23 protein-coding genes and 2 tRNA genes are annotated in these 26,493 nt (G+C 67.2%); 19 read left to right on the top strand and 6 right to left on the bottom strand.

The window, feature by feature from the left end; genetic code table 11:
- Nucleotides 1-21 precede the first annotated feature (21 nt).
- Nucleotides 22-447, bottom strand: a complete 426-nt coding sequence (locus N4261_RS05945) for an Lrp/AsnC family transcriptional regulator (protein WP_261759286.1) — start codon at nucleotides 445-447, stop codon at nucleotides 22-24.
- A 192-nt stretch (nucleotides 448-639) separates the two neighbouring features.
- Between N4261_RS05945 and ocd the strand changes: the two genes are divergently transcribed.
- The 11 genes from ocd to N4261_RS05890 all read left to right on the top strand — a co-directional run bounded on the left by ocd (nucleotide 640) and on the right by N4261_RS05890 (nucleotide 11,891).
- The gene (ocd, locus tag N4261_RS05940) at nucleotides 640-1,758 is read left to right on the top strand and encodes an ornithine cyclodeaminase (protein ID WP_261759285.1); all 1,119 of its coding nucleotides are present in this window, start codon (nucleotides 640-642) and stop codon (nucleotides 1,756-1,758) included.
- A 204-nt stretch (nucleotides 1,759-1,962) separates the two neighbouring features.
- On the top strand, nucleotides 1,963-2,562 hold the full coding sequence (locus N4261_RS05935; RefSeq protein WP_261759284.1) for a flavin reductase family protein: 600 nt from the start codon (nucleotides 1,963-1,965) through the stop codon (nucleotides 2,560-2,562).
- 179 nt (nucleotides 2,563-2,741) lie between these two features.
- Nucleotides 2,742-3,671 carry a DNA-binding protein YbiB gene (gene ybiB, locus N4261_RS05930; protein WP_261759283.1) on the top strand — a complete coding sequence of 310 codons (930 nt, stop codon included), beginning with the start codon at nucleotides 2,742-2,744 and terminating at the stop codon, nucleotides 3,669-3,671.
- A 336-nt stretch (nucleotides 3,672-4,007) separates the two neighbouring features.
- Nucleotides 4,008-5,696, top strand: coding sequence for a nitrite/sulfite reductase (locus tag N4261_RS05925; protein ID WP_261759282.1), 1,689 nt, complete (start codon nucleotides 4,008-4,010; stop codon nucleotides 5,694-5,696).
- 14 nt (nucleotides 5,697-5,710) lie between these two features.
- Nucleotides 5,711-6,199, top strand: coding sequence for a DUF934 domain-containing protein (locus tag N4261_RS05920; RefSeq protein WP_261759281.1), 489 nt, complete (start codon nucleotides 5,711-5,713; stop codon nucleotides 6,197-6,199).
- A 3-nt stretch (nucleotides 6,200-6,202) separates the two neighbouring features.
- Nucleotides 6,203-7,108, top strand: coding sequence for a phosphoadenylyl-sulfate reductase (locus N4261_RS05915; RefSeq protein WP_261759280.1), 906 nt, complete (start codon nucleotides 6,203-6,205; stop codon nucleotides 7,106-7,108).
- Nucleotides 7,105-8,064, top strand: coding sequence for a sulfate adenylyltransferase subunit CysD (gene cysD, locus N4261_RS05910; protein ID WP_261759279.1), 960 nt, complete (start codon nucleotides 7,105-7,107; stop codon nucleotides 8,062-8,064). The genes N4261_RS05915 and cysD overlap by 4 nt, the downstream gene beginning before the upstream one ends.
- Nucleotides 8,064-9,398, top strand: coding sequence for a sulfate adenylyltransferase subunit 1 (locus N4261_RS05905; protein ID WP_261759278.1), 1,335 nt, complete (start codon nucleotides 8,064-8,066; stop codon nucleotides 9,396-9,398). The genes cysD and N4261_RS05905 overlap by 1 nt, the downstream gene beginning before the upstream one ends.
- A 23-nt stretch (nucleotides 9,399-9,421) precedes the next feature.
- Nucleotides 9,422-10,249 carry a uroporphyrinogen-III C-methyltransferase gene (cobA, locus tag N4261_RS05900; RefSeq protein ID WP_261759277.1) on the top strand — a complete coding sequence of 276 codons (828 nt, stop codon included), beginning with the start codon at nucleotides 9,422-9,424 and terminating at the stop codon, nucleotides 10,247-10,249.
- Nucleotides 10,250-10,406: 157 nt separating this feature from the next.
- A complete protein-coding gene (gene fdxA / locus N4261_RS05895) occupies nucleotides 10,407-10,730 on the top strand; it encodes a ferredoxin FdxA (RefSeq protein ID WP_261759276.1) in 324 nt (107 codons plus the stop codon).
- A 69-nt stretch (nucleotides 10,731-10,799) separates the two neighbouring features.
- The gene (locus N4261_RS05890; RefSeq protein ID WP_435532008.1) at nucleotides 10,800-11,891 is read left to right on the top strand and encodes an NAD(P)/FAD-dependent oxidoreductase; all 1,092 of its coding nucleotides are present in this window, start codon (nucleotides 10,800-10,802) and stop codon (nucleotides 11,889-11,891) included.
- Between the two features lie 141 nt (nucleotides 11,892-12,032).
- On the opposite strand, the gene N4261_RS05885 is transcribed toward N4261_RS05890, so the two are convergent.
- On the bottom strand, nucleotides 12,033-12,707 hold the full coding sequence (locus N4261_RS05885; RefSeq protein WP_261759274.1) for a hypothetical protein: 675 nt from the start codon (nucleotides 12,705-12,707) through the stop codon (nucleotides 12,033-12,035).
- A gap of 416 nt (nucleotides 12,708-13,123) precedes the next feature.
- On the opposite strand from N4261_RS05885, the gene N4261_RS05880 reads away from it, so the two are divergent.
- The 3 genes from N4261_RS05880 (at nucleotide 13,124) to N4261_RS05870 (ending at nucleotide 15,692) form a co-directional block, all read left to right on the top strand.
- Nucleotides 13,124-15,400, top strand: coding sequence for a TonB-dependent siderophore receptor (locus N4261_RS05880; protein ID WP_261759273.1), 2,277 nt, complete (start codon nucleotides 13,124-13,126; stop codon nucleotides 15,398-15,400).
- Between the two features lie 36 nt (nucleotides 15,401-15,436).
- Nucleotides 15,437-15,512 (top strand) — tRNA-Asn (locus N4261_RS05875).
- 104 nt (nucleotides 15,513-15,616) lie between these two features.
- Nucleotides 15,617-15,692, top strand: a tRNA-Asn gene (locus tag N4261_RS05870).
- A gap of 116 nt (nucleotides 15,693-15,808) precedes the next feature.
- Here N4261_RS05870 and N4261_RS05865 read toward each other — a convergent pair.
- On the bottom strand, nucleotides 15,809-16,474 hold the full coding sequence (locus tag N4261_RS05865) for a hypothetical protein (protein ID WP_261759272.1): 666 nt from the start codon (nucleotides 16,472-16,474) through the stop codon (nucleotides 15,809-15,811).
- Nucleotides 16,475-16,715: 241 nt separating this feature from the next.
- Between N4261_RS05865 and N4261_RS05860 the strand changes: the two genes are divergently transcribed.
- Nucleotides 16,716-18,047, top strand: a complete 1,332-nt coding sequence (locus N4261_RS05860; RefSeq protein ID WP_261759271.1) for a leucine-rich repeat-containing protein kinase family protein — start codon at nucleotides 16,716-16,718, stop codon at nucleotides 18,045-18,047.
- A gap of 30 nt (nucleotides 18,048-18,077) precedes the next feature.
- The gene (locus tag N4261_RS05855; protein WP_261759270.1) at nucleotides 18,078-18,422 is read left to right on the top strand and encodes a zinc ribbon domain-containing protein YjdM; all 345 of its coding nucleotides are present in this window, start codon (nucleotides 18,078-18,080) and stop codon (nucleotides 18,420-18,422) included.
- A 12-nt stretch (nucleotides 18,423-18,434) separates the two neighbouring features.
- Here the strand turns inward: N4261_RS05855 and N4261_RS05850 are convergent, their stop codons facing one another.
- Entirely contained in the window at nucleotides 18,435-19,346 is a 912-nt protein-coding gene (locus N4261_RS05850; protein WP_261760621.1) for a 2-hydroxyacid dehydrogenase, read from the bottom strand.
- Nucleotides 19,347-19,636: 290 nt separating this feature from the next.
- Nucleotides 19,637-21,091: a DUF2968 domain-containing protein gene (locus N4261_RS05845; protein WP_261759269.1), complete on the bottom strand. Its 1,455-nt coding sequence runs from the start codon at nucleotides 21,089-21,091 to the stop codon at nucleotides 19,637-19,639.
- Between the two features lie 462 nt (nucleotides 21,092-21,553).
- On the opposite strand from N4261_RS05845, the gene N4261_RS05840 reads away from it, so the two are divergent.
- Nucleotides 21,554-23,281 (top strand): ABC transporter permease, encoded by a 1,728-nt coding sequence (locus N4261_RS05840; protein ID WP_261759268.1) that lies wholly within the window; start codon nucleotides 21,554-21,556, stop codon nucleotides 23,279-23,281.
- A gap of 112 nt (nucleotides 23,282-23,393) precedes the next feature.
- Nucleotides 23,394-24,716 (top strand): ABC transporter ATP-binding protein, encoded by a 1,323-nt coding sequence (locus tag N4261_RS05835; RefSeq protein ID WP_261759267.1) that lies wholly within the window; start codon nucleotides 23,394-23,396, stop codon nucleotides 24,714-24,716.
- A gap of 78 nt (nucleotides 24,717-24,794) precedes the next feature.
- On the opposite strand, the gene N4261_RS05830 is transcribed toward N4261_RS05835, so the two are convergent.
- Nucleotides 24,795-25,178: a DUF3331 domain-containing protein gene (locus N4261_RS05830; protein WP_261759266.1), complete on the bottom strand. Its 384-nt coding sequence runs from the start codon at nucleotides 25,176-25,178 to the stop codon at nucleotides 24,795-24,797.
- A gap of 89 nt (nucleotides 25,179-25,267) precedes the next feature.
- Between N4261_RS05830 and N4261_RS05825 the strand changes: the two genes are divergently transcribed.
- Nucleotides 25,268-25,933, top strand: a complete 666-nt coding sequence (locus tag N4261_RS05825; RefSeq protein WP_261759265.1) for a TetR/AcrR family transcriptional regulator — start codon at nucleotides 25,268-25,270, stop codon at nucleotides 25,931-25,933.
- Nucleotides 25,934-26,493 lie beyond the last annotated feature (560 nt).

The following is a 26,493-nucleotide window of genomic DNA, read 5'->3' as shown; positions in this document are numbered from 1 at the left end:
GCACCGCGGCACTGCGGCACCTCAGGCCAGCTTGTAGGTCTGCAGGTGGATGCTGGTTTCGGTGGCACCGATGCCCTTGATCAGCCGCACACGTTCCAGGATCTCCGCCAACTCGCTGAGGCTGTCGGCCCGCAGTTCAGCGAGCAGGTCCCAGCGTCCGTTGGTGTCGAACAGCCCCGCCACGCCGGGCTCGCCGAGCAGAATGCCGACCACCTCCCGCGTGCGGTTGCCTTCCACCGCAATGCTCATCCAGGCGCTGATCTGCTTGGGCGCCACATCGGCCCGCAGGCGGACCGTGTAGCCGACGATCTGGCCGGTGTCCTCCAGCTTGGTCAGCCGGTTGGTCACCGTGCCGCGCGACACCTTCAGCTTGTGGGCCAGCGTCGCGATGCTGGCGCGCGCATCCTGCCGCAGCAGGGCGATCAATTGCTGGTCGAGTGTGTCCACATCGCAAGCCGCGTTTTGGGGCGGACGGGCGCCCAGCGCCCGGGTTAACCCGAATCGCTGTGCAAAACGTCAGCCGACGCTGCCGATCTGTCAAACAAGCTCGCATTATTGAGCACTTCAGCGGCTTCCGGCTGACAGGCCGAGTGCGAAGAATCGGGTCATCGCCACCACAGCCTTCGCGGCTCACTGCCCATGACCCGATTACTCACCACCGGCGACATCGCCCGCATCGTCCAGCACCACGGCCTGGCCGACAGCTTCCGGCAACTGACCCGCTACCTCACCGAGGACTACCGGCGCTGGCAGGAGTTCGACAAGAGCGCCCGCGTCGCCAACCATTCGGACGAGGGCGTGATCGAGCTGATGCCGATTGCCGACGCCACCTCCTACAGCTTCAAGTATGTCAACGGTCACCCCAAAAACCACCGCGTGGGCCTGCCCACGGTGATGGCTTTCGGCGTGCTCGCCGATGTGGCCACCGGCACACCGACCCTGCTGTCGGAGCTGACCCTGAGCACGGCGCTGCGCACGGCCGCCACCTCGGCGCTGGCTGCGCAACACCTGGCACGTCCGGATGCACGACGCATGGCCCTGATCGGCAACGGCGCGCAGAGCGAGTTCCAGGCGCTGGCCTTCCATCATCTGCTGGGCATCGACGAGATCCGCCTCTACGACATCGACACCGCTGCCACCGAGAAGCTGATCCGCCATCTCGGCCGCGTGCCGGGCCTGCGCCTGGTGCGTTGTGCCAGCACGGCGGAGGCGGTGCGCGGCGCCGACATCGTCACCACCGTGACGGCCGACAAGCGCAACGCGACCATCATCACGCCGGACATGATCGAGCCGGGCATGCATTTGAATGCGGTCGGCGGGGATTGCCCGGGCAAGACCGAGCTGCACCGCGACGTGCTGGCCCGGGCGACGGTGTTCGTGGAATACGAGCCGCAGTCGCGCATTGAAGGCGATCTGCAGCAGATGCCAGAGGACTTCCCGGTCACTGAGCTGTGGCGGGTGCTGCGTGGCGAAGTCGTCGCCCGTCGCCAAGCCGACGAAGTGACGGTGTTCGACTCGGTCGGATTCGCGCTGGAGGACTTCGCCACGCTGCGTTGGCTGCGCGACCAGTCGCAGGCGCTGGGACTGGGCCAGGATCTGGCGCTGGTGCCGGCGCTGCGGGATCCGAAGGATTTGTTCGATGAGCTCGGGCTGACTGCGGGCTTGGCCGGCGTGGAGCCGATCGCGGCCGCGCAGGGGCGTCCTGGAACTGCTGTGGCGAGCCCTGTTCCAGCGAAGCCGGTGGCACAGCCCGCCTGACGGAAGGCGTTGTGCAAGGCGCTGGTTGCAGGCGGCGCAAGCTGGCGTGCGGATCGTCGGATGCCCCGCGGGCGAGTCCTCGCCGGGCGGCCGGCCCACCACAGGGTCAATTCCCGCGGTGGCTGGCACCCCGATCGTGGCCTCTACACTGCCGCCATCAGGCGCCACGCACGCAGTCGGCGCAGTCCCCCACGCCCTCCACGCATGCACACCTACGACCCCTCCTCGCCGAACCTTGCGCACAATCCGTTCAACGCCATCGTCGGGCCCCGTCCGATTGGCTGGATGTCCACGAAGAGCAAGTCGGGCCAAGTGAATCTGGCGCCGTACAGCTTCTTCACCGCGCTGAACTACACGCCGCCGATCATTGGCTTTTCCAGCATCGGACGGAAGGATTCGCTGCGCAACATCGAAGAGACCGGGGAGTTCGTGTGGAACCTCGCGACGCGCGAATTGGCCGAGGCCATGAATGCCACCTGCGCGGCCGTGCCGCACGGCGTCAATGAATTCCAGCTCGGGCACCTGACCGAGGTCGCCTCAGTCAAGGTGGCACCGCCGCGCGTCGGCGAAAGCCCTGTCGCGTTCGAGTGCAAGGTATCCCAGATCATCCGCTTGACATCGGCGGAGAACCAGCCGGTCGACACCTGGATGATCATGGGTGAGGTCGTGCTCATGCACATCGCCCCTCACCTGTTGAAAAACGGCGTGTTCGACACCGCAGCCGCCGGGCTGATCCTGCGCGGCGGCGGCCCCGGGGACTACTTCGAACTGGGCGAGAAGTTCGTGATGAAGCGGCCCGAGTAGGCCGCACCGGTCAACCTGCTCGGACGCCACGGCGGCCCGACGCCCCCCCCGGCCACTCACGCACAGCGTCTGCCGCCGCGCGCCGCGCGCCGATCCGCCGCACCCGCCGCACCCGCCTCTTAAGATGCGGCACCCGATCGACGGCCCGGCGCCCGCCGACCCGGTCGGACGGACAGCCCATGGACTACGCCCCCCTCATCAAGGAAATCGGCCGCGGCGCTCGCGGCGCGCGCGACTTGACCCGCGACCAAGCGCGGGAACTCTTCGGCGCGCTGCTGGACGGCACGGTGCCCGATCTGGAACGCGGCGCGATCCTGATCGCGATGCGCATCAAGGGCGAAAGCCAGGACGAGTTGCTCGGCTTCGTCGACGCCATGCAGGCCCGCACCGCGCGCCTCACCGCGCCGGCCGACGGACCGCGCACCGTCGTCCTGCCCACCTTCAACGGCGCCCGCAAGCAAGCCAACCTGATGCCGCTGGTGGCGCTGCTGCTGGCGCGTCGCGGTGTGCCGGTGCTGATCCATGGTCGACATGATTTCGACAGCCGCATCAGCCCCTTCGAGCTGTTCGCCGCGCTCGGTCTGCCCGTCAGCATGGATACCGCTGAGGGGACACGTCGACTGGCCTCGCCCGAACCGCTGGCCATCCTGCCCACCGCCGTGCTCAATCCGGGCCTGGACGCGATGATGGCTGAGCGCCCTCGCCTGGGCCTGCGCAACAGCAGCCACAGCGTGGCCAAGCTGATGGACCCATTGCCCGGACGCAGCGTGCGGGTGGTGGCCGTGACCCATCCCGAATATGTGGACAGCATGGGCCAAGCCCTGCCGGTGCTCAGCGCCGACGGCGGACGCGCCCTGCTGATGCGCGCCAGCGAAGGCGAGGCCTATCTGCACCTGCGCCGCAAAGCCCATCTGCAAGGCTTCGCGGATGGGCAAGCCATCGATCTCCAGCCGTCGGTCAACGAGGATCTGGACTGGCCGCTCTCCCCGGCCTGCGAACCCGCCGAGAACGCCGCATTGATTCGCGCCATCCTGGCGGGCGATGAACCTATCCCGCCGCGCATCGTGGACCAATTGGCCGCCTTGGAGCGGCTCGCCCGCGACGCCTGATCGGGCGCCCTGAGGTGTTCAGGGTCGAGGCCGCAGCGCTGGACGGCGCCCGGGCGGGCCTGTAGAACGATCGATGGGCTCCGCGCTGCCGCCTCGAGCGGCCGGTGAGCGGATGTGGACCTTCGCACGGACCGGACGCTGCTGCCCGTCTCAGTTCCTTTTGCAGCGTGCTTGATATGCTTATTCAAGAATAAGCAATCTACGATTTTGTAGTTCCCATATATATAAAGCGTTCTTAGAGTCACCACTCCCGGGCTTCCCTGGACCGATTGCCGCACGCGTCGTGCGGTGGCGGGCCTCCGAGACCGGGCGCTCCGTCGCCATCCGCTGACACCCATGTACGCCTATACCGATTTCGACCGCCAGTTCGTCCACGCCCGCGCCGCGCAGTTCCGCGACCAGCTCGAACGCCATCTGGCGGGTCAGTTGCCTGATGACGATTTCCGGGCGCTGCGCCTGCAGAACGGCTGGTACATCCAGCGCCATGCGCCGATGCTGCGCATCGCCGTGCCGTATGGCGTGCTGTCGGCGCGGCAGATGCGGCAGCTCGCCCGCATCGCCCGGGAGCACGACCGCGGCTATGGCCACTTCACCACCCGCCAGAACCTGCAGTTCAACTGGATCCCGCTGCCGCAATCGGCCGACGTGATGGACCTGCTGGCCGAGGTCGACATGCATGGCATCCAGACCAGCGGCAACTGCATCCGCAACATCACCGCCGACGTGACCGCCGGCGTGGCTGCGGATGAGCTGGTCGACCCCCGACCCTATGCCGAAGTGCTGCGCCAGTGGAGCACGCTGCATCCCGAATTCGCCTTCCTGCCGCGCAAGTTCAAGATTGCCATCTCCGGCGCGAAGGAAGACCGGGCCGCCATCGGCTGGCATGACATCGGCCTGCAACTGCGCAAGAACGACGCCGGTGACGTCGGCTTCCAGGTGCTGGTGGGCGGCGGCATGGGCCGCACCCCGATCGTCGGTCAGGAGATTCATGCCTTCGTGCCGTGGCAGGACATCCTGCTCTATCTCGAAGCGATCGTGCGCACCTACAACCGCTTCGGCCGGCGCGACAACATGTACAAGGCCCGCATCAAGATTCTGGTGAAAGCCGAGGGCCAAGCCTTCTTCGATGCGGTCAATGCCGAATACCAGGCCATCCTGAGCGACGACACTGGCAGCCACGAGCAGATCATTCCCGCGGCCGAACTGGCGCGCGTGGCCGCGAGCTTCGTCGAGCCGGCCGGTGTGACGCCGACCGCCTCGGTGGACATCTTCGCCGGTGCCTCGCCCGCCTATCGCCGCTGGCTGGAGCGCAATGTGCATGCGCACCGGGTGAGCGGCTATCGGTCGGTGACCCTCTCGCTCAAGCGCCTGGGCCTGCCGCCCGGTGACGCCACCGACGCCCAGATGGATGCCGCCGCCGACCTGTCGGACCGCTACAGCCATGGCGAGCTGCGCGTCTCCCATGACCAGAACCTGCTGCTGCCCTGGGTGCGTGAGGCCGACCTGCCGGCGCTGTATGAAGCGGCCAAGGCCGAAGGCTTCGCCACGCCCAACATCGGCCTGCTGACCGACATGATCGTCTGCCCCGGCGGCGACTTCTGCGCCCTGGCCAATGCCCGTTCCATTCCGGTGGCCGCCGAGATCACCGAGCGCTTCCAGGACCTGGACGAGCTCTGGGACATCGGCGACATCGACCTGCACATCAGCGGTTGCATCAACAGCTGCGGCCACCACCACAGCGGTCACATCGGCGTGCTCGGGGTCGACAAGGACGGCACCGAGTGGTATCAGATCACCCTGGGCGGCTCGGACGGTTCGACGCTGTCCGGCGCGGCGGTCCCGGGCAAGGTGATCGGTCCGTCCTTCGCTGCCGACGAGGCCGCCGATGCGGTCGAAGCGGTGATCGCCACCTACCGGCGCGAGCGCCAGCCGGGCGAGCGCTTCATCGCCACGGTTCGCCGCATCGGGCTGGACGCCTTCAAGCAGGCGACCAACGCCATCCGCCGTACCACCGCCGTTCACTGACCCTCGCCGCCGCCATGAAGTTCGTCACCCCCGCTCAAGACCCCTGGCACACCTGCGCTGGCGAGGACGGCCCGCAGCCGCACCCGGCCGCCGCCGATCACAAGCTGCTCACGCTGGAGCAATGGCACGCCGTGCGCGACACCTGGCCGCAGGGCCTGGCCACCGGCGTGCTGCTGTCCAATGAGGCCGATGTGGCCGAGCTCGCCGCCGATCTGCCGCGCCTGTCGCTGGTCGTGCTGCAGTTCCCCAAGTGGGTCGATGGCCGCGCCTATTCGCAAGCGCACATGCTGCGCGCCCGCTACAAATTCCCCGGCGAGATCCGCGCCATCGGCGAGGTGCTGGTGGACATGCTGCCGCTGCTCAAGCGCTGCGGCGTCGATGCGGTCCAGCTGCGCGGCGACCAGCGCCAGGACGCGGCCGAGCGCGCGCTGGGCTTCTTCCCCGGCCACTACCAGGCCGATGTCAACGAACCCCGCCCGCTGTTCGCGCGCACCGGAGCCTGATCGATGAGCGCCGAGGAGTCGCCGCTCGTGTCGTCCCTGGATCGCGGTGCGGCCACGGTGTCGTCGCTGGATGCGCCAGGCGCGGTCTCCGCCATCGGCGCCGGTCCCGGTGCCGGGGCCAAAGGATCGGCCATCGGCCTGTACGCCCGCGCCACGCCGGGTTTCGACGAGCGTCTGGCGCGCACCGTCGAGGTCCTGCGGCAGGTGGCCGCGGACTTCGGCCCCGGCGCGCTGCAGTCCACCTCGCTGGGCGTGGAGGACATGGTGATCACCGACCTGATCGCCCGCCATCACCTGCCCATCGCGCTGGCCACGCTCGACACCGGCATGCTGCATGACGAGACGCTGGCGCTGATCCCGCGCATCCGGAACCGGTATGGTCTCGAGGTCGAGGTCTTCACCCCGGTGCGCGAACAGGTGCTGCACTTCGTGCGGGCGAACGGCGAGTTCCCGATGACCCGCAGCGTCGAACTGCGCAAGGCCTGCTGTGGCGTGCGCAAGCTGGAGCCGCTGTCGCGCATGCTGACCGGCCGCAGCGCCTGGATCACCGGCCTGCGCCGTGAGCAGAGCGCCAACCGCGCGGACGTGCCCTTCCGCGAGGACGACGGCCAGGGCCGCACCAAGATCAATCCGCTGGCCGAATGGCGTTGGGCGGATGTCTGGCACTACGTCCAGCTCCATGACGTCCCCTACAACCCGCTGCATGACCAGTTCATGCCCAGCATCGGCTGCGCGCCCTGCACCCGGGCGATCGCCGTCGGCGAGGACTTCCGCGCCGGCCGCTGGTGGTGGGAAGACAGTGCCAAGGAATGCGGCCTGCACGCCAGCCACAGCGATGCGCCCAGCGCCACCGAATCCCCGACGTCGGCCACGACGACGTCCCACGCGACCTCCGGAGCCCCGGTATGAACGCCCCCGTCAATCTCGAAAAACTGTTGCCGCTGGCGGACCACCGCCACCTCGACCATCTGGAAGAGGAAGCGATCTTCATCCTGCGCGAAGTGGCTGCCGCCTTTGAACGGCCGGCGCTGCTGTTCTCCGGCGGCAAGGATTCCTGCGTGGTCCTGCGCCTGGCCGAGAAGGCCTTCAAGCAGCGGATTGCCGGCAACGACTTCAAGGGCAAGCTGCCCTTTCCGCTGGTGCATGTGGACACCGGCCACAACTTCCCCGAGGTGATCGAATTCCGCGATCGCCGCGTGGCCGAGATGGGCGAGCGCCTGGTGGTCGGCCATCTGGAAGACTCGATGAAGAAGGGCACGATCCGGCTCTCGCATCCGCTGGAATCGCGCAACGGCCATCAGACGGTGACGCTGCTGGAGACCATCGAAGAGCACCGCTTCGATGTGCTGATCGGCGGTGCCCGTCGCGACGAGGAAAAGGCGCGCGCCAAGGAACGCATCTTCAGCCACCGCGACAGCTTCGGCCAATGGCAGCCCAAGGAGCAGCGGCCCGAGCTGTGGAACCTGTTCAACACCCGCATCCGTCCGGGCGAACACTTCCGTGCCTTCCCGATCAGCAACTGGACCGAGCTGGACGTCTGGCTCTACATCGCCCGCGAGAACATCCCGCTGCCGTCGCTCTATTACGCCCATGACCGCCAGGTCATCCGCCGCAAAGGCCTGCTGGTGCCGCTGACCGAGGTCACGCCGCCGGAGCCGGGCGAGCAGGTCGAGACCGCGCAGGTGCGTTTCCGCACCGTCGGCGACATGACCTGCACCTGCCCGGTCGAAAGCCCGGCGGCCAATGCGGCCGACGTGGTCGCCGAAACATTGACCGTGACCGTCAGCGAGCGCGGCGCGACCCGCATGGATGACCGCACGTCCGACGCCTCGATGGAGCGTCGCAAGAAAGAGGGCTACTTCTGATGTCTGCTCAAACGTCCCACGCGGCGGCCGATTCGGCTTCCGCCACCGCCGCCGGCAAGGTCCACCAATCGGAGGTGGACACCACCCACCGCGCGCTGCGCTTCCTGACGGCGGGCAGTGTCGACGACGGCAAGAGCACCCTCATCGGGCGCCTGCTCTTCGACAGCCGCGCCATCCTGGCCGACCAGCTGGACACGCTGGCCAAGCGCGCCGCCGGCCAGCCGATCGACCTGAGCCTGCTGACCGACGGCCTGGAGGCCGAGCGCGAGCAGGGCATCACCATCGATGTGGCCTACCGCTACTTCGCCACCAAGCAGCGCAAGTTCATCATTGCGGATGCGCCGGGCCATGAGCAGTACACCCGCAACATGGTCACCGCCGCAGCAGGCAGCGATGCCGCCGTGGTGCTGGTGGACGTGACCAAGCTGGACCTTGACGCCGCCGAAGTGCCGCTGCTGCCGCAGACCCGTCGCCACAGCCTGCTTGCCCATCTGCTCCGGGTGCCCAGCATCGTGTTCGCGATCAACAAGATCGATGCTGCCGCCGATCCGGGCGAAGCCTTCCGCAAGGTCGGCATCGCACTGGAGAAGTTCGCCGCTGCGGCCGGCATCCGCGTGACCGCCGTGGTGCCGGTCTCCGCCCTGCGCGGCGACAACGTCACCCAGCCGTTGGCCGCCGACTGGTACCAGGGCCCTTCGCTGCTGCAGGTGCTGGAATCGCTGCCCACGGTGCAGGAGACGGTGGAAGCGCCGCTGGCGGTGCCGGTTCAGTATGTCGCCCGGGAAGGCGAAGGCACCGGCAACCAGCCGCGCACGCTGTGGGGCCGCATTGCCCAGGGCCAGGTGCGCGCCGGCGACAGCGTGCAGATCCTGCCCAGCGGCGTGACCGCCGTGGTGGCCGAACTGCGTCGCGCGGGCGAGGTGGTGGACGCCTGTCTGGCCGGTGAATCGGCCGGTCTGGTGCTGGACCGCCAGGTGGATGTCTCGCGCGGGGACTGGATCGTCGCCCCGGGTTCGGCCGCGCCGCGCCGCAGCGTCGAGGCCACGCTCGCCTGGCTCGATACCGAACCGGCCGTGCTGGGCCGCAAATACTGGGTGCGCCACGGCAATCGCTGGGTGCAGGCCCGCATCGTAGCCCTCCACCACCGGCTGGACATCCAGACGCTGGCGGAGACCGAGGCGCAGGAGCTGTCGGTCAACGAGATCGGTCATGTCACCGTCGAGCTGCAGGCCGATCTGCCGGTCCAGCCCTATGCGGAGAACCGCGTCGGCGGCGCCATGATCGTGGTCGACCCCACCAGCAACCGCACCAGCGGCGCGCTGCTGGTCCGCTGAACGCCGCCGCCACAGGAGCCGACATGGGACGCGTCATCTTCGTCAGCGCCGGGCCGGGCGCCGCCGACCTGATCACCCTGCGGGGTGCCCGCGCCTTGGCCCAGGCCGATGTGGTGCTGTTCGATGCGCTCACCGATCCCGCCCTGCGCGAGCTGGCGCCGGATGCCCACTGGATCGATGTCGGCAAGCGCGGCTTCGCCCATTCGACCCAGCAGACCGCCATCAACGCGACGCTGGTGCGCCAGGCGCGACAACATGCGCGGGTGGTGCGACTCAAGGGCGGTGATGCCAGCGTGTTCGGTCGCCTGGAGGAAGAGCTGGAAGCCTTGGCCGAGGCCGGCATCGACAGCGAAGTCATTCCCGGCGTCACTGCGGCGCTGGCCGCTGCGGCCCAGACGGCGCGTCCGCTCACCCGTCGCGGTAAAGGTCGCAGCGTGGCGCTGACCACCGCCATGACCCGCGAAGGCGAGCTGCAGGCCGGCAAGACAGCCGACACCGAGGTCTTCTACATGGCCGGGCAGCAACTGGCCGCGCTGTCTCGCCGCCTGATCGCTGCCGGCTGGCCGGCGGACACGCCGGTGAGCGTGGTCTCGCGCGCGGGTGCGGCCGATGCGTTGGCCAGCGAGCATCGGGTCGACACGCTGCCGGCCGCCGCCATGCTTCACCGAGGTCGGCCTACAGTGGTCGTTGTGGGCGCGGGGGCCGCGCCGGTGGCGGCGTCCCCCGGGAGCGCGACGCCGGGGGCCGATGCGCGATCCCCGCACGCTGACCGTGAGAAAAGCGCGTCGGAAACGCTGCATAACCACAGGCGGGGCACGCCGGAGACACTGGCACAAACCCCGAACGATTAAAATCCGCCGTTTTCTGTCCGCGCACGCCCGGAAATCGCTTCTCTGTGGGTCGACCTGACTTGGATGGTTTGGTTGTGTCTCCCGCTGAATGGCGTGCCCAGGTGCCGCGCAGACTCCCACGGGCCGCCGATGGCCCCCGCCTTTACAAGAGCCGCTCATGACCCACGTCGTCACCGAAGCCTGCATTCGCTGCAAGTACACCGATTGCGTCGATGTCTGCCCCGTCGATTGCTTCCGCGAGGGCCCCAACTTCCTGACCATCGACCCGGATGAATGCATTGACTGCGCGGTCTGCATCCCCGAGTGCCCGGTGAATGCCATCGTGCCGGAAGAGGACGTTCCCGGCGACCAGCAGATGATGATCAAGCTGAACGCCGACCTGGCCAAGAAGTGGCCCAGCATCACCAAGCGGAAGTCGCCGCTCCCGGACGCCGAGGAGTGGAAGGACAAGACGGGCAAGCTCGATCAGCTGATCCGCTGACCTTTCTCTCCCTCTCCGCGGGCGGCCGGGCCCTGCCGGCGCCCCATCAACGCAAGAATGGAAACGCAAGTGACTGAAGCGACCTCCGCCCCGCACGCGGGCGTGATCGAAACCGATGCCGTGATCGTGGGCGCCGGCCCGGTGGGCCTGTTCCAGGTGTTCGAACTGGGCCTGCTGGAGATCAAGGCTCACATCATCGACTCGCTCGCCTACCCCGGCGGCCAGTGCATCGAGCTCTATCCCGACAAGCCGATCTACGACATTCCGGCGCTGCCGGTGGTTACCGGCAAGGAGCTGACCGACAACCTGATGAAGCAGATCGAGCCCTTCGGCGCGACCTTCCATCTGGGTCAGGAAGTCACCACGGTGGAGAAGCAGGACGACGGCCGCTTCTTCGTGGCGACCAGCAAGGGCACGCAGTTCCTCACCAAGACCATCTTCATTGCCGGCGGCGTGGGCTCGTTCCAGCCGCGCACGCTGAAGGTCGACGGCATCGACAAGTACGAGGGCTCGCAGGTCCATTACCGCGTGCGCAACCCGGCGCAGTTCGCGGGCAAGAACCTGGTGATCATCGGCGGCGGCGACTCCGCGCTGGACTGGGCGCTGAACTTCTGCGCGGCCAATGACGACGGCAATCCGCACAAGGCCGAGAGCGTGATCCTGGTGCACCGCCGCGATGGTTTCCGTGCCGCGCCGGCCTCGGTCGCCAAGATGCGCGAGCTGTGTGATGCCTACGAGATGCAGTTCATCGTCGGTCAGGTGTCGGACCTGGACGAAGGCGAGGACTTCCTCAAGGGCGTGAAGGTCACTGGCGGCGACGGCGTCACCCGCGTGGTGCCGGCGGACCAGGTGCTGGTGTTCTTCGGCCTGTCGCCCAAGCTGGGCCCGATCGCCGAGTGGGGTCTGGCGCTGGAGCGCAAGCAGATCCTGGTGGATACCGAGAAGTTCCAGACCAGCGTGCCCGGCATCTTCGCGGTGGGTGACATCAACACCTACCCGGGCAAGAAGAAGCTGATTCTCTCGGGCTTCCACGAAGCGGCCCTGGCGGCCTTCGGTGCGATGCCGATCATCAATCCCGAGAAGCGAGTCCATCTGCAATACACGACCACCAGCCCGAAGCTGCACAAGGTGCTGGGCGTGGAGACGCCGGTCTTCGACTGAACGCGCTGCGCCTCGCGGCGCATTGCCTGTCGTCGGTCTGCATGGTCGACGATCATCAACCCGCCCGGTCCTGGACCCGGCGGGTTTTTTCATCGGCCTGGGACGGCGCGCTCAGGGCCCCGCGCTGGGGTCAGGCGCGGTTCAAGCTGCTGGGCGCTTGAGGGCGGCTGCGTGCTTCGCAGCTTCAAGCACGACACCGCTCATGCCCTCATACGCCACCCGGCCAGAGCGGGTACGGTCGGCGCCGGTGCGTGAGGTCTGTGGCAACAGCGATGCACGGCGAAGATCACCGTCCAGACCGGACCAGATCGCGTCACAGGCTTGACCCCACGCATGCACCGTCGGCCACCAACGGCTCAGCGGCATCGCCTTGGCGCCCCCGGCGACGCCGGAAGTCCGAAGCGCAAAACCGATGTCGTGCGCCAGGCTATCGAAGCGCAAGGCCTCAGCCACGCAGAACACCACCAGACTGCGTAGCTCGAATGCCTTGTCGCCATGCACGGTTCCGCCCGTCAGGCTGCGCACGGCGTGCTCCAACTTCGGCGCGCTGACGGACAGTTCACCGGTCAGGCTGCCATAACGCCCCATGTCGGTGACCGAGCCAATCTGCGTGATGTAAAGGTCGCTGGGGCGAAGTCGCAGCGGCAGCGCCACGCGCCGATCGGACGTAGCGACGAGCAGAGGCACAGGTGGCCCGCTGTGGCAGCAGCGGTAGAAGGTATTGCCCCAGCTGATGAGGTTGGTGTCCTCGGTCAGACGGCTGCGCAGTTGGCTGATTTGCAGCGCCCAATCCGGGCGAATGACAAGCTCATGCATCGGTCTCTCCCTGTGTTCGGGGCACCATAGTTCAGCGACTCGCGACGATCAATAGGCTGTCCCCAATGTCGTGTGAAGCGTCTGGATGAGATCTTCGTCCCAGTCGCGCTGACGAGACCAGGAGCTGCGAGCTTGGCGCACCGGCAATGGGCCCCGGCTGCATTCAGCGGACGCCGGTGACGTCCCTTCTCGAGACAGCCCTGCCAGCCAATAACAACCATCTGCTGCCGTAGAATCGCGGTCGTTCGGCGGTTCACCGTCGAGTTTCGCTAGGGGTGCTGGCGCTGCTGATGAATCGGCGGACCGGCTGAGAAAGTCCCTTTGAACCTGATCAGCGGCTTCGGCTGCCAGGCCGCAGCGTGATCTGCGGCCCGAGGTAATCCTCGCGCAGGGAAGCACGCCATCCGACACCTTTCGTGTCCGACACCCGACTTCTCATCGGCGTGTCCGGTTTGCCGACCTGCCATCGCATCACTGGCTTCGGCATATCGATGGCAATTTCGTCTGTTTCCTTCCTCCCCACCCTCCCCGCTCTGCGGCTGAACCAACTCGCGATCGCGCTGATCGCCGGCGGCTTCGGCCTGCACGCGGCCGCTCAATCGGCGTCCTCGGACAAGCCCACCGGCAACACCGCGCTGCCCAGCGTCGTCATCAAAGGCGCGTCGGAAGCCCCGGTCGCGCTGAGCGGCTTCGGCGACACCCCCGTCGCCAAGCTGCCGATGCAGGCCGCCATCATCAGCAGCGAGCGGCTGGCCGAGCGCGGCCTGAGCCAACTCTCCGGCCTCGCGCTGCTGGATGCCAGCGTGGGCGACAGCTACAACTCGCCGGGCTACGTTTCGTATCTCAAGATCCGCGGCTATGACCTGGACAACCGCTTCAACTACCGCCGCGACGGCCTGCCGATCAGCGCGGACACCGCGCTGCCGCTGAGCAACAAGAGCAGCATCGAAGTGCTGAAGGGCACCAGTGGCATCCAGGCCGGCACCAGCGCGCCCGGTGGTTTGGTGAACCTGGTCGTGAAGCGGCCCACCGTCGAGCTGACCAGCCTCAGCCTGGGCGTCAGCGAGCGCGGCACGGTGGAATCGTCGATGGACTGGAGCCATCGCTTCAGCGACGGCCGCGGCAATGACAAGGCCTTCGGCCTGCGGGTCAACTTGAACGCCGCCCACCTCGATCCGGAAACCCGCGACGCCAAGGGCAGCCGCTGGCTGATGGCCGTCGCCGGCGATTGGCGCGTGACGCCCGACACGCTGGTCGAGGCCGAGGTCGAACTCAACCGCCAAAGCCAACCCAGCCAGCCGGGCTTCAGCCTGCTCGGCAGCGTGCTGCCGGATGCAAAGACCATCGATCCGCGCACCAACCTCAACAATCAGCGCTGGAGCCGACCGGTGGTCTTCGAGGGCCGCACCGCGTCGCTGCGAGTGCAACATCGTCTGGATGCGGACTGGAAGCTGCAGGCGCACGTCGCCACCCAGCGGCTGACCACCGATGACCGGCTCGCCTATCCGTTCGGTTGCGGCAAGGAGGACAACTACAGCGCCTACTGCTCCGACGGCACCTTCGATCAATACGATTTCCGCAGCGACAACGAGAGCCGCCGCAGCGACGCGCTCGATCTGTCCGCCCAGGGCCGTCTTCGCATGGGAGGCCTGACCCACGAGCTCACCACCGGCGTGCTCTTCAGCCGCTTCAAGAGCCGCCTGCAAGGGCAGGCCTACAACGGCGTCGGCCCAGGCAGCATCGACGGCTCGCTCCAGAACGATCCGCAACCCGACCTGCTCAGCACCAACACCAACCGCGACGAACGCAGCACCGAGCTGTACCTGCGCGACGCGGTGCAACTCAACGAGCGCTGGCAAGCGTGGCTGGGTGTGCGTCACACCCGACTCCACCGCGACAGCATCCTGGTCAACGCGGCCGCTGGCGAGGAGGCGCCCACCGGCTATCGGCAGTCCGTCACCACGCCCTGGCTGGGGCTGAGCTTTGCCATCGATCCGCAACTGCTGGCCTATGCGAGCTGGGGCGAAGGCATTGAATCGGATGTTGTGCCGAACCGACCGGACTATCTCAACAAGGGCCAGGCCTTGCCCGCGATGCGCAGCAAGCAGTGGGAGATCGGCCTCAAATCGGGCAGCCGGACGGTGGACTGGTCGATCAATTACTTCGACATCAGCAAGCCCGCTTGGCGCGATGTGCAAGCCGATGCCGACGGCAACCTGGTGCGTCGTCTCGACGGCACGCAGGACCATCGCGGTATGGAGGCGCAGGCCGACCTGAAGTGGCAGGGCGGCGGCATCCAGGCCAGCGCAATGAAGCTGCGGGCGCGCCGCCATGGCAGCGACGACGCCGCATTGAATGGCCTCAAGCCCACCAACGTACCGGAGACCGTCCTCAAATTGCAGGCGCGACAGCAGGTCGGACTGCCCGGCCTGGAGCTCCAGGCGGGCGTGGTCTATGAAGGTCGTCGCATGGTGCTGCCGGACAACAGCCTGAGCATTCCCAGCTGGACCCGACTGGACCTGGGCGCACGCTATGAGCAGAACATCGGGCGGCAGTTGCTGATCTGGCGAGTCGGGGTGGACAACGTCACCGATCGACGCGCGTGGCGCGAGTCGCCTTATCAGTACGACCATGTGTACCTCTATCCGCTCGCGGGTCGCACATGGCGAGCGTCCGTGGAGTGGGTCTTGTGAAGCGCTGACTTTTCTGTGTATACTCTTAGGCTCTGATCCCCGATAGCTCAGTCGGTAGAGCGCCGGACTGTTAATCCGTAGGTCCCTGGTTCGAGCCCAGGTCGGGGAGCCAAGATCAGATGACGAAGGTCTTAGGACCTTCGTTCTATTTCAGCCAAGGTCCGACCGAAGACCGCGGCCCAAGAATTCAGATCGACAGGATCTGATCAGTACATTTCCTCGATAGCTCAGTCGGTAGAGCGCCGGACTGTTAATCCGTAGGTCCCTGGTTCGAGCCCAGGTCGAGGAGCCAAAATTGAAGCCCCCAATATCGCAAGGTGTCGGGGGCTTTTTCTTTTCCCGCCAGGAAACAGGCTGAGCTGTCGTAGCAGCTCGAATTGCCACCTCAGCGGCAAGACACTGAAAACGTCATTTCGGTGCCTCCGCCCCGCTGGCATGCCTTCCCACGCATTGGTTTGCCTTCTTTCGGAATTCGATCACTTTCTGAAACTGCTCCGAGGTGCCGGGCCGCCCGAAGAGAATGACCGGCTCGCCGGGGTGCTTGGAAGTCCCCAGCAAGTGAAATTCCAGGCTCTTGCTCAGAGCGCCACACAACTTTGTTGTGTCCGGCACGCGGCCATAGATGCTGGCCATTTCAAACCAGAGGGCGCTCAACGCAAAGTCGTCGCCCGCCTGGACCGCCGGGCTCTCTTGCCGCAACAGCTGTTGCTCGGCCGCCTGCAGGTAGGCCAATGCCTGGGGCGTGCTGGCCCCGGTCACCACCGATTCAAATTTGTTGCCCGCGGCGCCCACATGCGTGCCATCAAAAGGCAACGGAGATCCCGCCGCTTCAAACTTCTCGATGTCTGCCAACGCCACATAAGCCAACGACAGGCCTCGGGCATCGTCTTGATATCGCGCATTGGCGAGAACGTCGCGCAGCATCTTCCGGGCGGTTGCGGGATCGTCCTGCATCACCTTGTCGTAGGCGCCCGTCACCACCTTGAAGATCTCTGTAGGGCCGACTGGCGATGCCGCAGTGGCAGTGCCCAGCGCAGACGCCAGGGCGAAGACAACGAGCAATACTCTCTTCATGATGTTGATACAAAGAATGAGGAATCAGAAAGCAGCCAAACGCGATGGCGTCTGAACGCAAAGCGGAAAGAGCGTACACAAAAACAAGTTATTTCCGGACGCCGACGAACAAGCTTTTTCATTGATTTGGCGTCGGCCCTCCCCCAGCGCCATCCCCCTACACTTGTCAGCCCCCATGCCCACGCGTCGGGGCTTTTTCATTGCCGCCCGCCAATCCCGACGCGGCCGAGGGACACATCGTTTGGATACTCTGGAGCAACTGCGCACCGGCGCCCTGCAGGGCGTCCGTCGCCTCACCCTGACCGCCGCCGGCCTGCAGACCTTTCCCGAAGCGATCTACGCCCTGGCCGACTCGCTGGAGATCCTGGACCTGAGCGGCAACGCGCTCAGCACGCTGCCGGACGACCTGCCGCGCCTGCATCGGCTGCGCATCCTGTTCTGCTCCAACAACCAGTTCACCCATCTGCCCGAGGTGCTGGGACGCTGCGAGCACCTGGAGATGGTCGGCTTCAAGAGCAACCAGATCCGTGACGTCCCCGCCGCCGCGCTGCCCGCCCGGCTGCGCTGGCTGATCCTCACCGACAACCGCATCGAGGCCCTGCCCGAGGCCATCGGCCGCTGCCATCGACTGCAAAAGCTCGCGCTCGCCGGCAATCAACTGCGTGCTCTGCCGGACAGCCTCGCCCAATGCCAGCGCCTTGAACTGCTGCGCGTCTCGGCCAATCAGCTGCAAGCACTGCCCGACTGGCTGCCCACCCTCCCGCGTCTGTCCTGGCTCGCATTCGGCGGCAACCCGTTCAGCCTGGACCACGAAGCCGCGGCGCTGCGGCAGGCCCCCATCCCCGCAGTGCCGTGGCCCAGCCTGGCGATGGAGCAGTTGCTCGGCGAAGGCGCCTCGGGCCACATCTACCGCGCGCGCCAAGCGACGGGCGACCCGGTCGCGCTCAAGCTCTTCAAGGGCGGACTGACCAGCGACGGCCTGCCCGAGAGCGAACTGGCGGCCTGCCTGCAAGCCGGTGCGCATCCGCAATTGATCTCGGTCCAGGCCCGCCTCAGCGATCACCCCGCCCAGACCCAGGGCCTGCTGATGCCGCTGATCGGTCCTGAGTTCACCACACTGGCCGGCCCGCCCAGCCTCGACTCCTGCACCCGGGACGTCTACGCGCCGGACCTGCGCTTCACCGCGCAGGCCGCCATGCGGCTCGCCACGGGCATGGCATCGGCCTTGCAGCACCTGCATGACCGCGGCCTGTTGCATGGGGATCTCTACGCCCACAACATCCTGCACGACGGACAGGGTCAGGCCTTGTTGGGCGATTTCGGCGCGGCCTCGTTCCTGTCAGCCGTCCCGCCCGCTCAGATCGAGGCCTTCAAACGCCTGGACGTACGCGCCCTGGGCTGCTTGCTGGAAGAATTGCTGGCCCGCTGCGATGCCCTGCCCCCGCCTCAACAGGCCCTGCTGACCCGCCTGCGCGATGCCTGCCTGCAGCCGGACCCGACCCAGCGCCCAAGCGCGGGCGAACTGGTCCAGGCCCTGCAGCCTTCACCCACCGGCCGCCTCACCGCCGCCTGATCCGATCCCTCTCCTGACCCGGCCTTCACCATGAGTTCCTTGCCTGCCTGCCCCAAGTGCCAATCCGCCTACACCTACGAGGACGGCACCCAGTGGGTCTGCCCCGAATGCGGCCATGAATGGTCCGCCCAGGCGTCCGACGCCGCGCCCGCCGACGAGGTGCGCGTCATCAAGGACGCCGTAGGTAATGTGCTGCAGGACGGCGACACCGTCACCGTCATCAAGGACCTCAAGATCAAGGGCTCGTCCCTGGTGGTCAAGGTCGGCACCAAGGTGAAGAACATCCGACTGGCCGACGGCGACCACGACATCGATTGCAAGATCGACGGCATCGGCGCGATGGGGCTGAAGTCGGAGTTCGTGAAGAAGCTCTGAGCCCGCCGCCGCTCAGAGCGGCGTCAGCGGTGCCTGGCCGTCACGCCAGCGCTGCACGTTGGTCACGAACAGATCCACCGTCGCCTGCACCGACTCGGGCGACCAGCCCGCGATGTGCGGCGTCAGGATCACATTCGGAAAATCCAGCAGCGCCTGCGGCGGCTGCGGTTCGGACTCATAGACGTCCAGCGCGGCGCCTCCCAGCTGACCGGCGGCCAAGGCCTGCGCGAGCGCCTGGGTATCGACCAAGCTGCCGCGCGCGATGTTGACCAAGTGCCCGTTCGGCCCCAGCGCGGCGAGCACCTGCGCATTCACCAGATGCTTGGTCGATGGGCCACCGGGCGCGGCGACGATGAGAAAGTCCGCCCACTCGGCCAGGCCCAGGACAGAGTCAAAGTACTGGCAGCCCTGCGAATCATGGCGCTGCCGGCGGTTGTGATAGCCCACCTCCATGTCGAAGGCGAGCGCGCGCCGCGCAATGCGCAGGCCGATCGTGCCCATGCCCAGGATGCCCAGGCGCCGACCGTTCACGCTCGGACGCAGCGGCAGCTCATCACGCCAGATGCCCGCCCGCAGCGCCTTTTCCTGCTGCGGCAGCGCGCGCACGCTGGCCAGCAGCAAAGCCATCGCATGGTCGGCCACGCAGGCGTCGTTGGTGCCCGCGCCATTGGCCAGGACCACCCCACGCGCCTTGGCCGCCGCGATGTCGATGTTCTCGTAACCCGCGCCGAGTGCCGCGGCAAAGCCCAGCTTCGGCATCGCCGCGATCTCGTCGGCACGCAGGCCGACCGCGCCAATCGTCAGCACCAGCTCAATCTGATCGCCCTGCTCGGCCACCGCCTTTGCACGCATTTCGGCGGTGGGGGCATAGACCACGTCGAAAAGCTGTCGCAACTGCGCCTGGTGCTGCTCCGCCATGGGCATGAGCAACAGCAGACGGGACCGAGGGCCGGCAACGGGGGGCACGATGGGAGCGATCACGGAATTCCTCGAAGGCTGGTGAGTTCGAGGACGATGATAGAAGCGCCGATGCGGTGCCCGTAGGCCGTCCGGTCGCCATGCGCACCGGGCACGGCGGCAGGTCGGACCGGCGGTGCGATGCGCTGCGACGCCAGCACCCACGCCGTCCCGCTGTGCCGTCGCCAAGCCCGCTGGTCATCGCGCCCAGGACGGACCGGATCGAACCTCCCGGCGGTGATCCGGCCCCTCGGCGCTCAGGGCGTACGACGACGCGCCGGTGGCAGCGGCGCGGAGGCGGCAGCCGCCCGCGGATCCAGCTGCTGGCGCAGGCTTTCCACGCGCCGTCGCTCCGCCTCGAGTTGGGCCTGCAGCGCCTGACGTTGCTGTTGCAGGTCGGAGAGATCCGCCTTGGACTGTTGCTGCTGCTGGTTGATCAGGGCCCGATAGCGACGCTCGGTCTCCACATCGTCCGACAGCTGACGCGCCTGCTGCTGCGCGGCCTCCAGCGCCAGCGCGGCCGCCCGCGTCTGCGCCTCCAGGTCGACCCGCCGAAGCTCCTCGGCCGCCAACTCCGCCGAGAGCCCGACGAACTCCTCATAGTTCTTCACCGCCATCGCGCTGTCCTGCGTCTTGACGACCCGCCACAGTTCGTCCTGATGCGCGATGGCCGCGTAGTACTGCGCCGTCTCGCTGTGGAACAGCAACTGGGCGGTGAACTCGCCGTTCTCGGTCTTGCGCAAGGCCTTCAGCGCTTGCGCCTCTTCCAGCCGGGCGAACTCCTGCGCCAGACGCGATGGGGCACCAGAAGGCGGCGCAGCCACCGTCGATGGCGCAGCACGGGCTGGCAGCTCGCTGGCCGACGGTGCTTGCGGGGACGGCACCGGTGGGGCCTGACGTTGGGCTTGGGCTTGGGCTTGGGCTTGGACCGGCGCTGCTGGCACGGGCACCGGCGCGGTGCGACCCGCCCGAGCCGGCTCGCTGACCATCGGTGCCGTCGTGCCCGAATTCGCCGGCCGCACAGCCGGCAGGGCGGGCATGGCCGGCTTCGAGGGGGGCGCCTCCGATGCGACTGCCGTCGTTGCTGCTGCCGCTGCTGCGGTAGCCGGTGCAGGTGCAGGTGCCGGTGTCCGAAGCACGGCGGCGGCGGACTCGGTCGATGGCGTCGATCGCAACCCACCTTGCGAGGCCAGGCGTCGGAACTCATCGAAGCCGAGCCAGGCATTGCGCTCATTGTTCAACTTCGACGCCCGGCGAATGTCGCCCTGCGCATTGCTCACGGCCACGTAATAGGTGTCCGACGACGGGTGCAGCCACAGCTCGATGGTGTTGCCCTCCACCTGCGCCCGGCGCAACAACTGCACCGAGCGGGAAGACAACCTCACCCGCAGTTCCGCCACCACGGTCGCCTCGAAAGGGGTCACCCCGGACGACCCATCGGCCGCACCGAGCTGGGCCACCTGAGCCACCTGCATCACCGGCGCCGCCGGCGGCGCTCCATCCGTCTGGCCCGCCGCCTGCGCCAGCCCGTGCAGCGCAGCCAGGGCCAACAGCGGCATCACCGCCAGCAACGGACGTCCGCAGGGGGCCGTCAGTTGCGCCGCCCAGTCGAGCCAGGCACGGGCCCGACCCTCGCGGGCCAGTAGAGAAGGGAAAGCGGGGCCGCCCAAGGGGGGGACGGGGGACAGCGACGATCGGTTCGGTGATTGCATGCGAGTGTGTCCAGCGTGGCTGCAAATGGGTCTTGCGCAAGACCCGCAGAGGAAGACCAAAGAAGATCCCGTGCCGCAGAGCGCCAAGACGGCACGGGAGTGGCAACAAAAACGGCCCAGTGCCACCTCGACAGGCAGCACAGGGCAGCCCCAGAGCGCCGTGCGGCGGGTCCTGCGCGTGATTGACTCGATCCATCACGCGGACGACGGCCACCCACCTGCGGAACGATCCCGTGCGACGCGCGTCCGCGACCGCCCACCCTCTGAAGCATTTGGCGTAGTCGGCGACCTCGCGCAGTAGTTCCGAGTCAGCGACCCGACAGGTTTCTGAAGGTCATCACCGGCATGCTTCGCGCCTCGGCGCCCTCGCCTCAATGCACGCCGTTCACCGCCCTCTTTGCATCGCCGCTGGCCACCCGGCCGCCTCGCCGCTTCATCCACGTCGAACGATAAAAGTCCCCCATGGATCGCCGACAGTTCTTCCCTCGCCAGGTCGTCGACGCCGGTGCCAACCGCTGGGACTGGGCGCTGCTGCCGCTGGTGCTCGCACTGCTGGTGCTGTTGGCTTATGGCGCGGCGCAGATGACCCGGCCGTTCGAACTGGGCGATCCCATGCCGTTGTCACTTGACCCGGCCCAGTTGCCCTATTACCTGCTGCGCACCAATCTGCGGATGCTGGCGGCGATGGTGCTGGCCTTGATCTTCAGTGCCGCCTTTGCCGTGCTGGCGGCCAAGGTGCGGGCCGCGGAGAAGGTGCTGGTGCCGATGCTGGACATCCTCCAGTCGATCCCGATCCTGGGGTTCCTGTCGATCACCGTGACCGGTTTCATCGCTCTGTTTCCCGGCAATCTGCTGGGTGTGGAATGCGCGGCGATCTTTGCGATCTTCACCTCGCAGGCCTGGAACATGGCCTTCAGCCTGTACCAGTCGCTGCGCACCGTGCCCTCGGAACTGGATGAGGCCGCCCGGGTGTTCCAGCTCTCCGGCTGGCAGCGCTTCTGGCGGCTGGAGCTGCCGTTCGCGATGCCGGGGCTGCTGTGGAACATGATGATGTCGATGTCCGGTGGCTGGTTCTTTGTCGTCGCGTCCGAAGCGATCTCGGTGTCCCACCAGAACATCAAGCTGCCCGGCGTGGGCTCCTACATCGCCATGGCGATCGAGGCCCGTGATCTGGGCGCCATCGGCTGGGCGATCCTGTGCATGCTGGCCGGCATCCTGCTGTACGACCAGTTGGTGTTTCGCCCGCTCATCGCCTGGGCCGACAAATTCCGTTTCGAAGACAGCGGCACCGACGCGGCGCCCCAGTCCTGGATGCTGGCCTGGTGGCGCCGCACCACGCTGACCCGCCGCATGGCCGGCTGGGCCACGCAGCGATTCGAGAACAGCCTGCTCTGGTTCCGTCGCCACCATGACGGCACCTCGATCCGCGCCCGGCCGCGGATCCCGGGGGTGGCCTGGCAACGCGCGTGGGATGCCGTGGTGGCGGCCGCGGTGATGGTGGCGCTCTATCACCTGATCCGGTTCGTCCACACCGAGGTGGGCTGGCATGAGGCGGGCCATGTCTTCCTGCTGGGCGGCGCCACACTGCTGCGGGTGCTGGTCCTGATCGCCCTGGCCGCGCTGGTGTGGGTGCCGGTGGGCATCTGGATCGGGATGAATCCGCGCTGGTCCGGCCGCTTGCAGGCGGTCGCCCAGTTCCTGGCGGCCTTTCCGGCCAACCTGCTGTTCCCGGTGGCCGTGGTGCTCATCGTGCGCTGGAAGCTGAATCCGGATGTCTGGCTTTCGCCGCTGATGATCTTCGGCACCCAGTGGTATCTGCTCTTCAATGTGATTGCCGGCGCCTCCGGCATTCCCGCTGAGCTGCGCCATGCCGCCCGCAACCTCGGTCTGCGCGGCTGGCTCAAGTGGAAGCGCTATCTGCTGCCGGCGGTGTTTCCCAGCGTCGTCACCGGCGCGATCACGGCCAGTGGCGGATCATGGAACGCCAGCATCGTGGCGGAGTACGTCTCCTGGGGCGACACCACCTTGAAGGCACACGGCTTGGGCAGCTACATCGCTGAGATGACCGCACGCGGCGATTTCCCGCGCATCGCCCTGGGCATCGGCGTGATGTGCATCTTCGTGATGGGCCTGAATCACTTCGTCTGGCGGCGTCTGTATCGGCTGGCCGAAGACCGCATGCACTTCTGATGGCCCGCCCCGAACGTCAAGGCCGAGCCCCGAGACCCGAGACCCGACACCTGTCCCGCATCCACCCATTCAGGATCTGACGATCCCAAGATTTCCTGCAGAGGAGGCGCCCATGACCGCATCCATCGTCGAACTCCACGGCGTCGGCAAGAGTTTCCGCTCGGCCGACGGCCATTCACGGCCGGTGCTGGAACAGGTGGATTTCCATCTTCGCGAAGGCGAGATCGTCGCGCTGCTGGGCCAGTCCGGTTCCGGCAAGAGCACCATGCTGCGCATCATGGCCGGCCTGGTGCCGGCCGATCGCGGGCAGGTGCGCTATCGCGGCCAGCCGATGTCCGGCCCGGCGCGCGGCATCAGCATGGTGTTCCAGTCCTTCGCGCTGTTCCCGTGGCTGACGGTGCGCCAGAACGTCGAACTCGGCCTGGAAGCCCGCGGGGTGCCGCGTGCCGAGCGCGAAGCCAAGGCCGAGGCAGCGATCGCGCTGATCGGCCTGTCGGGCTTTGAGGGCGCGCTGCCGCGCGAGCTGTCAGGCGGCATGCGCCAGCGGGTGGGCATCGCGCGGGCGCTGGTGACCGAGCCGGAAGTGCTGCTGATGGACGAAGCCTTCTCGGCGCTCGACGTGCTCACGGGTGAACGGCTGCGCGAGGACATCCTTGACCTGTGGGACAGCGGCCAGATGCCGACCCAGGCCATGCTGGTGGTCTCCCACAACATCGAGGAAGCCGTGATGATGGCCGACCGGGTGCTGATCTTCGCCAGCGATCCGGGCCGGATCCGCTGCCAACTGTCGGTGCAACTGCCCCGCCCGCGTGATCCGGACAGCGCCGATGTGCGGGCACTGATCGACGAGGTCTATGCGCTGATGACTGCCGGCGCCGCCCGCCCCGCCCGGGTGCACGGCATCACCGAGGCCGCCGCCGCCCCCACGCCGCTGGCGGAACGCCTGCCTGCGGCCGATGTGGCGCGCATGGACGGGCTGCTGGAGCTGCTGGCTGAGCCGCCTTTCGAGGGTCGGGCCGACCTGCCTCAACTCTCCGAGGAGGCCGGCCTGCCGGATGCGGACCTGCTGCCGGTGGCGCATGCGCTGGCGCTGCTGGGCCTTGCGCAGCTCGACAGCGGCGACCTGCAGCTCACCGCGTTGGGACGGCGCTATGTGGACGGCCACCACGGCCTGCGGCGTGACCTCTTCGGACAGCAACTGCTGGCCCATGTGCCGCTGATTGCGCACATCCGGCACCGCCTGGAGCAGGCGCCCTCCGGCCAGATGCCCGACAAGCCGGTGCTGCGCTTGCTGAGCGAGCAACTGGACGATGTGGAGGCCGATGCGGTGCTGCAGACCGCCGTCACCTGGGCGCGGCACGGCGAGGTGTTCGAGTACGACTACAACACCGGTGCGCTCCGGCTGCCGACCGGCGATGAAGAGACAACGCGCTGACCGCGCGGGTCGCGATGACCGAAATCACCGCACCCACCTCCGCCGCGGCCGCCTCCTCGTCAGCGGCGGCGCCGCCCCTCACGCATCCACATAGGCCGCCGCGATCATCTCGCCGGCGTTGATCGGCGCGGACTCATCCTGTCGCGGGGTGTAGACCATGTCGCCGATGCGGATCTCGCTGCCGCTGAGCACGCACACGCCGGTCTGCTTGGAGGGCGCCATGTCCCAGATCTGATAGCCGTAGTGACAGGCGCCCGGGTCGGACCAGGAAATCGCCGCCGTGCGCGGCGTCGGGCGGTCCAGCACATGGATGGTGGGACGCGGCCGCAGCGCCAGGCCATCGTCGGACGAACGGCTCAGCCGCGCGGGCCGCGGCGTGTCCGGCACCCCGCCGTTGCCCAGCCAAGCCACCGTGCGCAGCCATCCCTCCCGGGTCGTGTCACTCGCGATATCCCTGTGCATATCGCACCGCCTTTCCCCGCCGCCGACAATCTGGCGGCATTGCCTGAAATAATTCAACGGGTGATGAATATAGCAAAGGCCATCCCGTCATGAACAAAACCCCGAGGTCCGTCGGGGCGCCGCGCGGTCGCGGGCGTCCCAGCGCGAACTGTGCACAAGGGGCGGACACGCTGTTGCGCAGCGCGCGGCGCACCTTCGCGCTGCGCGGCTTCGAGGCGGCCAGCGTGCGGGAGATTGCGCGCCAGGCGGGAGTCGACGCGGCCTTGATCTCGCATCACTTCGGATCGAAGGAGGCGCTGTGGATGGCGGTGGTGGAGCAGATCGCCCGCCAGGTGCAATCGATCTTCGACACCGCCGCCGACTTGCGCGGGGACGCCACGCTGACGCCGCGCCAGCGGGTCGAGCAGGGCCTGATCCATTTCAGCGATCGGGTGTTCGAGGACCCGGACATCGGCATGTTCTTCTCCACCGCGGCCACCGAAGAAGGCGAACGTCTGAATGCGCTGGTCGACCAGTTGGTCCGGCCGTTCCACAACGTCTTCATGCCGCTGCTGGAAGATGCGATGGCCGCCGGCGAGATCACGCCCTGCGATCCCCATCTGCTGTTCACCCTGCTCACGCAGGGCATCAGCAAGACCGTGGCCTACAGCCATGTGCTGCGCGCAGTCTCGCCGTTGCCCGACGATGCCGTCCGGTTCAAGCGGGAATTGCTGGAGACGGTGTTCCGCTTGCTGGGCCCTGCGACGCGCGACTGAGCGGCCAGCGGACGCGGTGGATCAGTCGCATCCGTCAAGCCCCGCGCTGTTCATGGCTTCTGTGGACAACGCTGTTGGCAGTCCGGGCAGGGATGCGCCAAGTCATTGATCTGACAGGGGAAGTGTTTCACTGCCCGGTTTTGAGGCAGCGTGGAAAACAGGGCGACTGACGGACGGCGTCGCCGATGAAGGCCGCCTGCAGCGCCCGGTGGTCGCACGTTTGACGCCCAGTTCCTGCCGCTCGGCATTCACCTTGCGAAGGCCCGACGTCCATCGCATTCCCCAAGCGTCCTGAGGCGCGTCCGCCGTGCTTGAACAAGCGGGTGACACACGCACCTTGGCCATCGATCGACTGGGCAACGAATTCAAGAACGGATTGGCCCGATCCACGTCCCCCCGCAGCCCTGTTTCGGCCATGTTCAGAGCCGACAGACACGGCTTGCAGTCTGTCCACCCCTTCTGTGGACAAGTCTGTTGGCACCCCGGGCAAGGATGTCGCAAGCCCTTGATCTGGATGGGAAAACCTTTCAATGCCTCGAAAATAGGCAATGCCGGAATCG

The organism is Roseateles amylovorans (assembly GCF_025398155.2).
GTDB classification, from domain to species: domain Bacteria; phylum Pseudomonadota; class Gammaproteobacteria; order Burkholderiales; family Burkholderiaceae_C; genus Roseateles; species Roseateles amylovorans.
The sequence above is the reverse complement of the archived record's forward strand: the minus strand, read 5'-3'. Positions and strand labels throughout refer to the sequence as shown.

Bases quoted from the DNA above. Each gene is read 5' to 3' on its own strand.
- N4261_RS05865 (WP_261759272.1), bottom strand. From the start codon at position 16,474: ATGAAGAGAGTATTGCTCGTTGTCTTCGCCCTGGCGTCTGCGCTGGGC.
- N4261_RS05830 (WP_261759266.1), bottom strand. From the start codon at position 25,178: ATGCACAGGGATATCGCGAGTGACACGACCCGGGAGGGATGGCTGCGC.
- N4261_RS05835 (WP_261759267.1), top strand. From the start codon at position 23,394: ATGACCGCATCCATCGTCGAACTCCACGGCGTCGGCAAGAGTTTCCGC.
- N4261_RS05885 (WP_261759274.1), bottom strand. From the start codon at position 12,707: ATGCATGAGCTTGTCATTCGCCCGGATTGGGCGCTGCAAATCAGCCAA.
- N4261_RS05855 (WP_261759270.1), top strand. From the start codon at position 18,078: ATGAGTTCCTTGCCTGCCTGCCCCAAGTGCCAATCCGCCTACACCTAC.
- N4261_RS05925 (WP_261759282.1), top strand. From the start codon at position 4,008: ATGTACGCCTATACCGATTTCGACCGCCAGTTCGTCCACGCCCGCGCC.
- N4261_RS05840 (WP_261759268.1), top strand. From the start codon at position 21,554: ATGGATCGCCGACAGTTCTTCCCTCGCCAGGTCGTCGACGCCGGTGCC.
- ybiB (WP_261759283.1), top strand. From the start codon at position 2,742: ATGGACTACGCCCCCCTCATCAAGGAAATCGGCCGCGGCGCTCGCGGC.
- cobA (WP_261759277.1), top strand. From the start codon at position 9,422: ATGGGACGCGTCATCTTCGTCAGCGCCGGGCCGGGCGCCGCCGACCTG.
- N4261_RS05915 (WP_261759280.1), top strand. From the start codon at position 6,203: ATGAGCGCCGAGGAGTCGCCGCTCGTGTCGTCCCTGGATCGCGGTGCG.
- fdxA (WP_261759276.1), top strand. From the start codon at position 10,407: ATGACCCACGTCGTCACCGAAGCCTGCATTCGCTGCAAGTACACCGAT.
- N4261_RS05935 (WP_261759284.1), top strand. From the start codon at position 1,963: ATGCACACCTACGACCCCTCCTCGCCGAACCTTGCGCACAATCCGTTC.
- N4261_RS05845 (WP_261759269.1), bottom strand. From the start codon at position 21,091: ATGCAATCACCGAACCGATCGTCGCTGTCCCCCGTCCCCCCCTTGGGC.
- N4261_RS05850 (WP_261760621.1), bottom strand. From the start codon at position 19,346: ATGCCCATGGCGGAGCAGCACCAGGCGCAGTTGCGACAGCTTTTCGAC.
- cysD (WP_261759279.1), top strand. From the start codon at position 7,105: ATGAACGCCCCCGTCAATCTCGAAAAACTGTTGCCGCTGGCGGACCAC.
- N4261_RS05905 (WP_261759278.1), top strand. From the start codon at position 8,064: ATGTCTGCTCAAACGTCCCACGCGGCGGCCGATTCGGCTTCCGCCACC.
- N4261_RS05825 (WP_261759265.1), top strand. From the start codon at position 25,268: ATGAACAAAACCCCGAGGTCCGTCGGGGCGCCGCGCGGTCGCGGGCGT.
- ocd (WP_261759285.1), top strand. From the start codon at position 640: ATGACCCGATTACTCACCACCGGCGACATCGCCCGCATCGTCCAGCAC.
- N4261_RS05920 (WP_261759281.1), top strand. From the start codon at position 5,711: ATGAAGTTCGTCACCCCCGCTCAAGACCCCTGGCACACCTGCGCTGGC.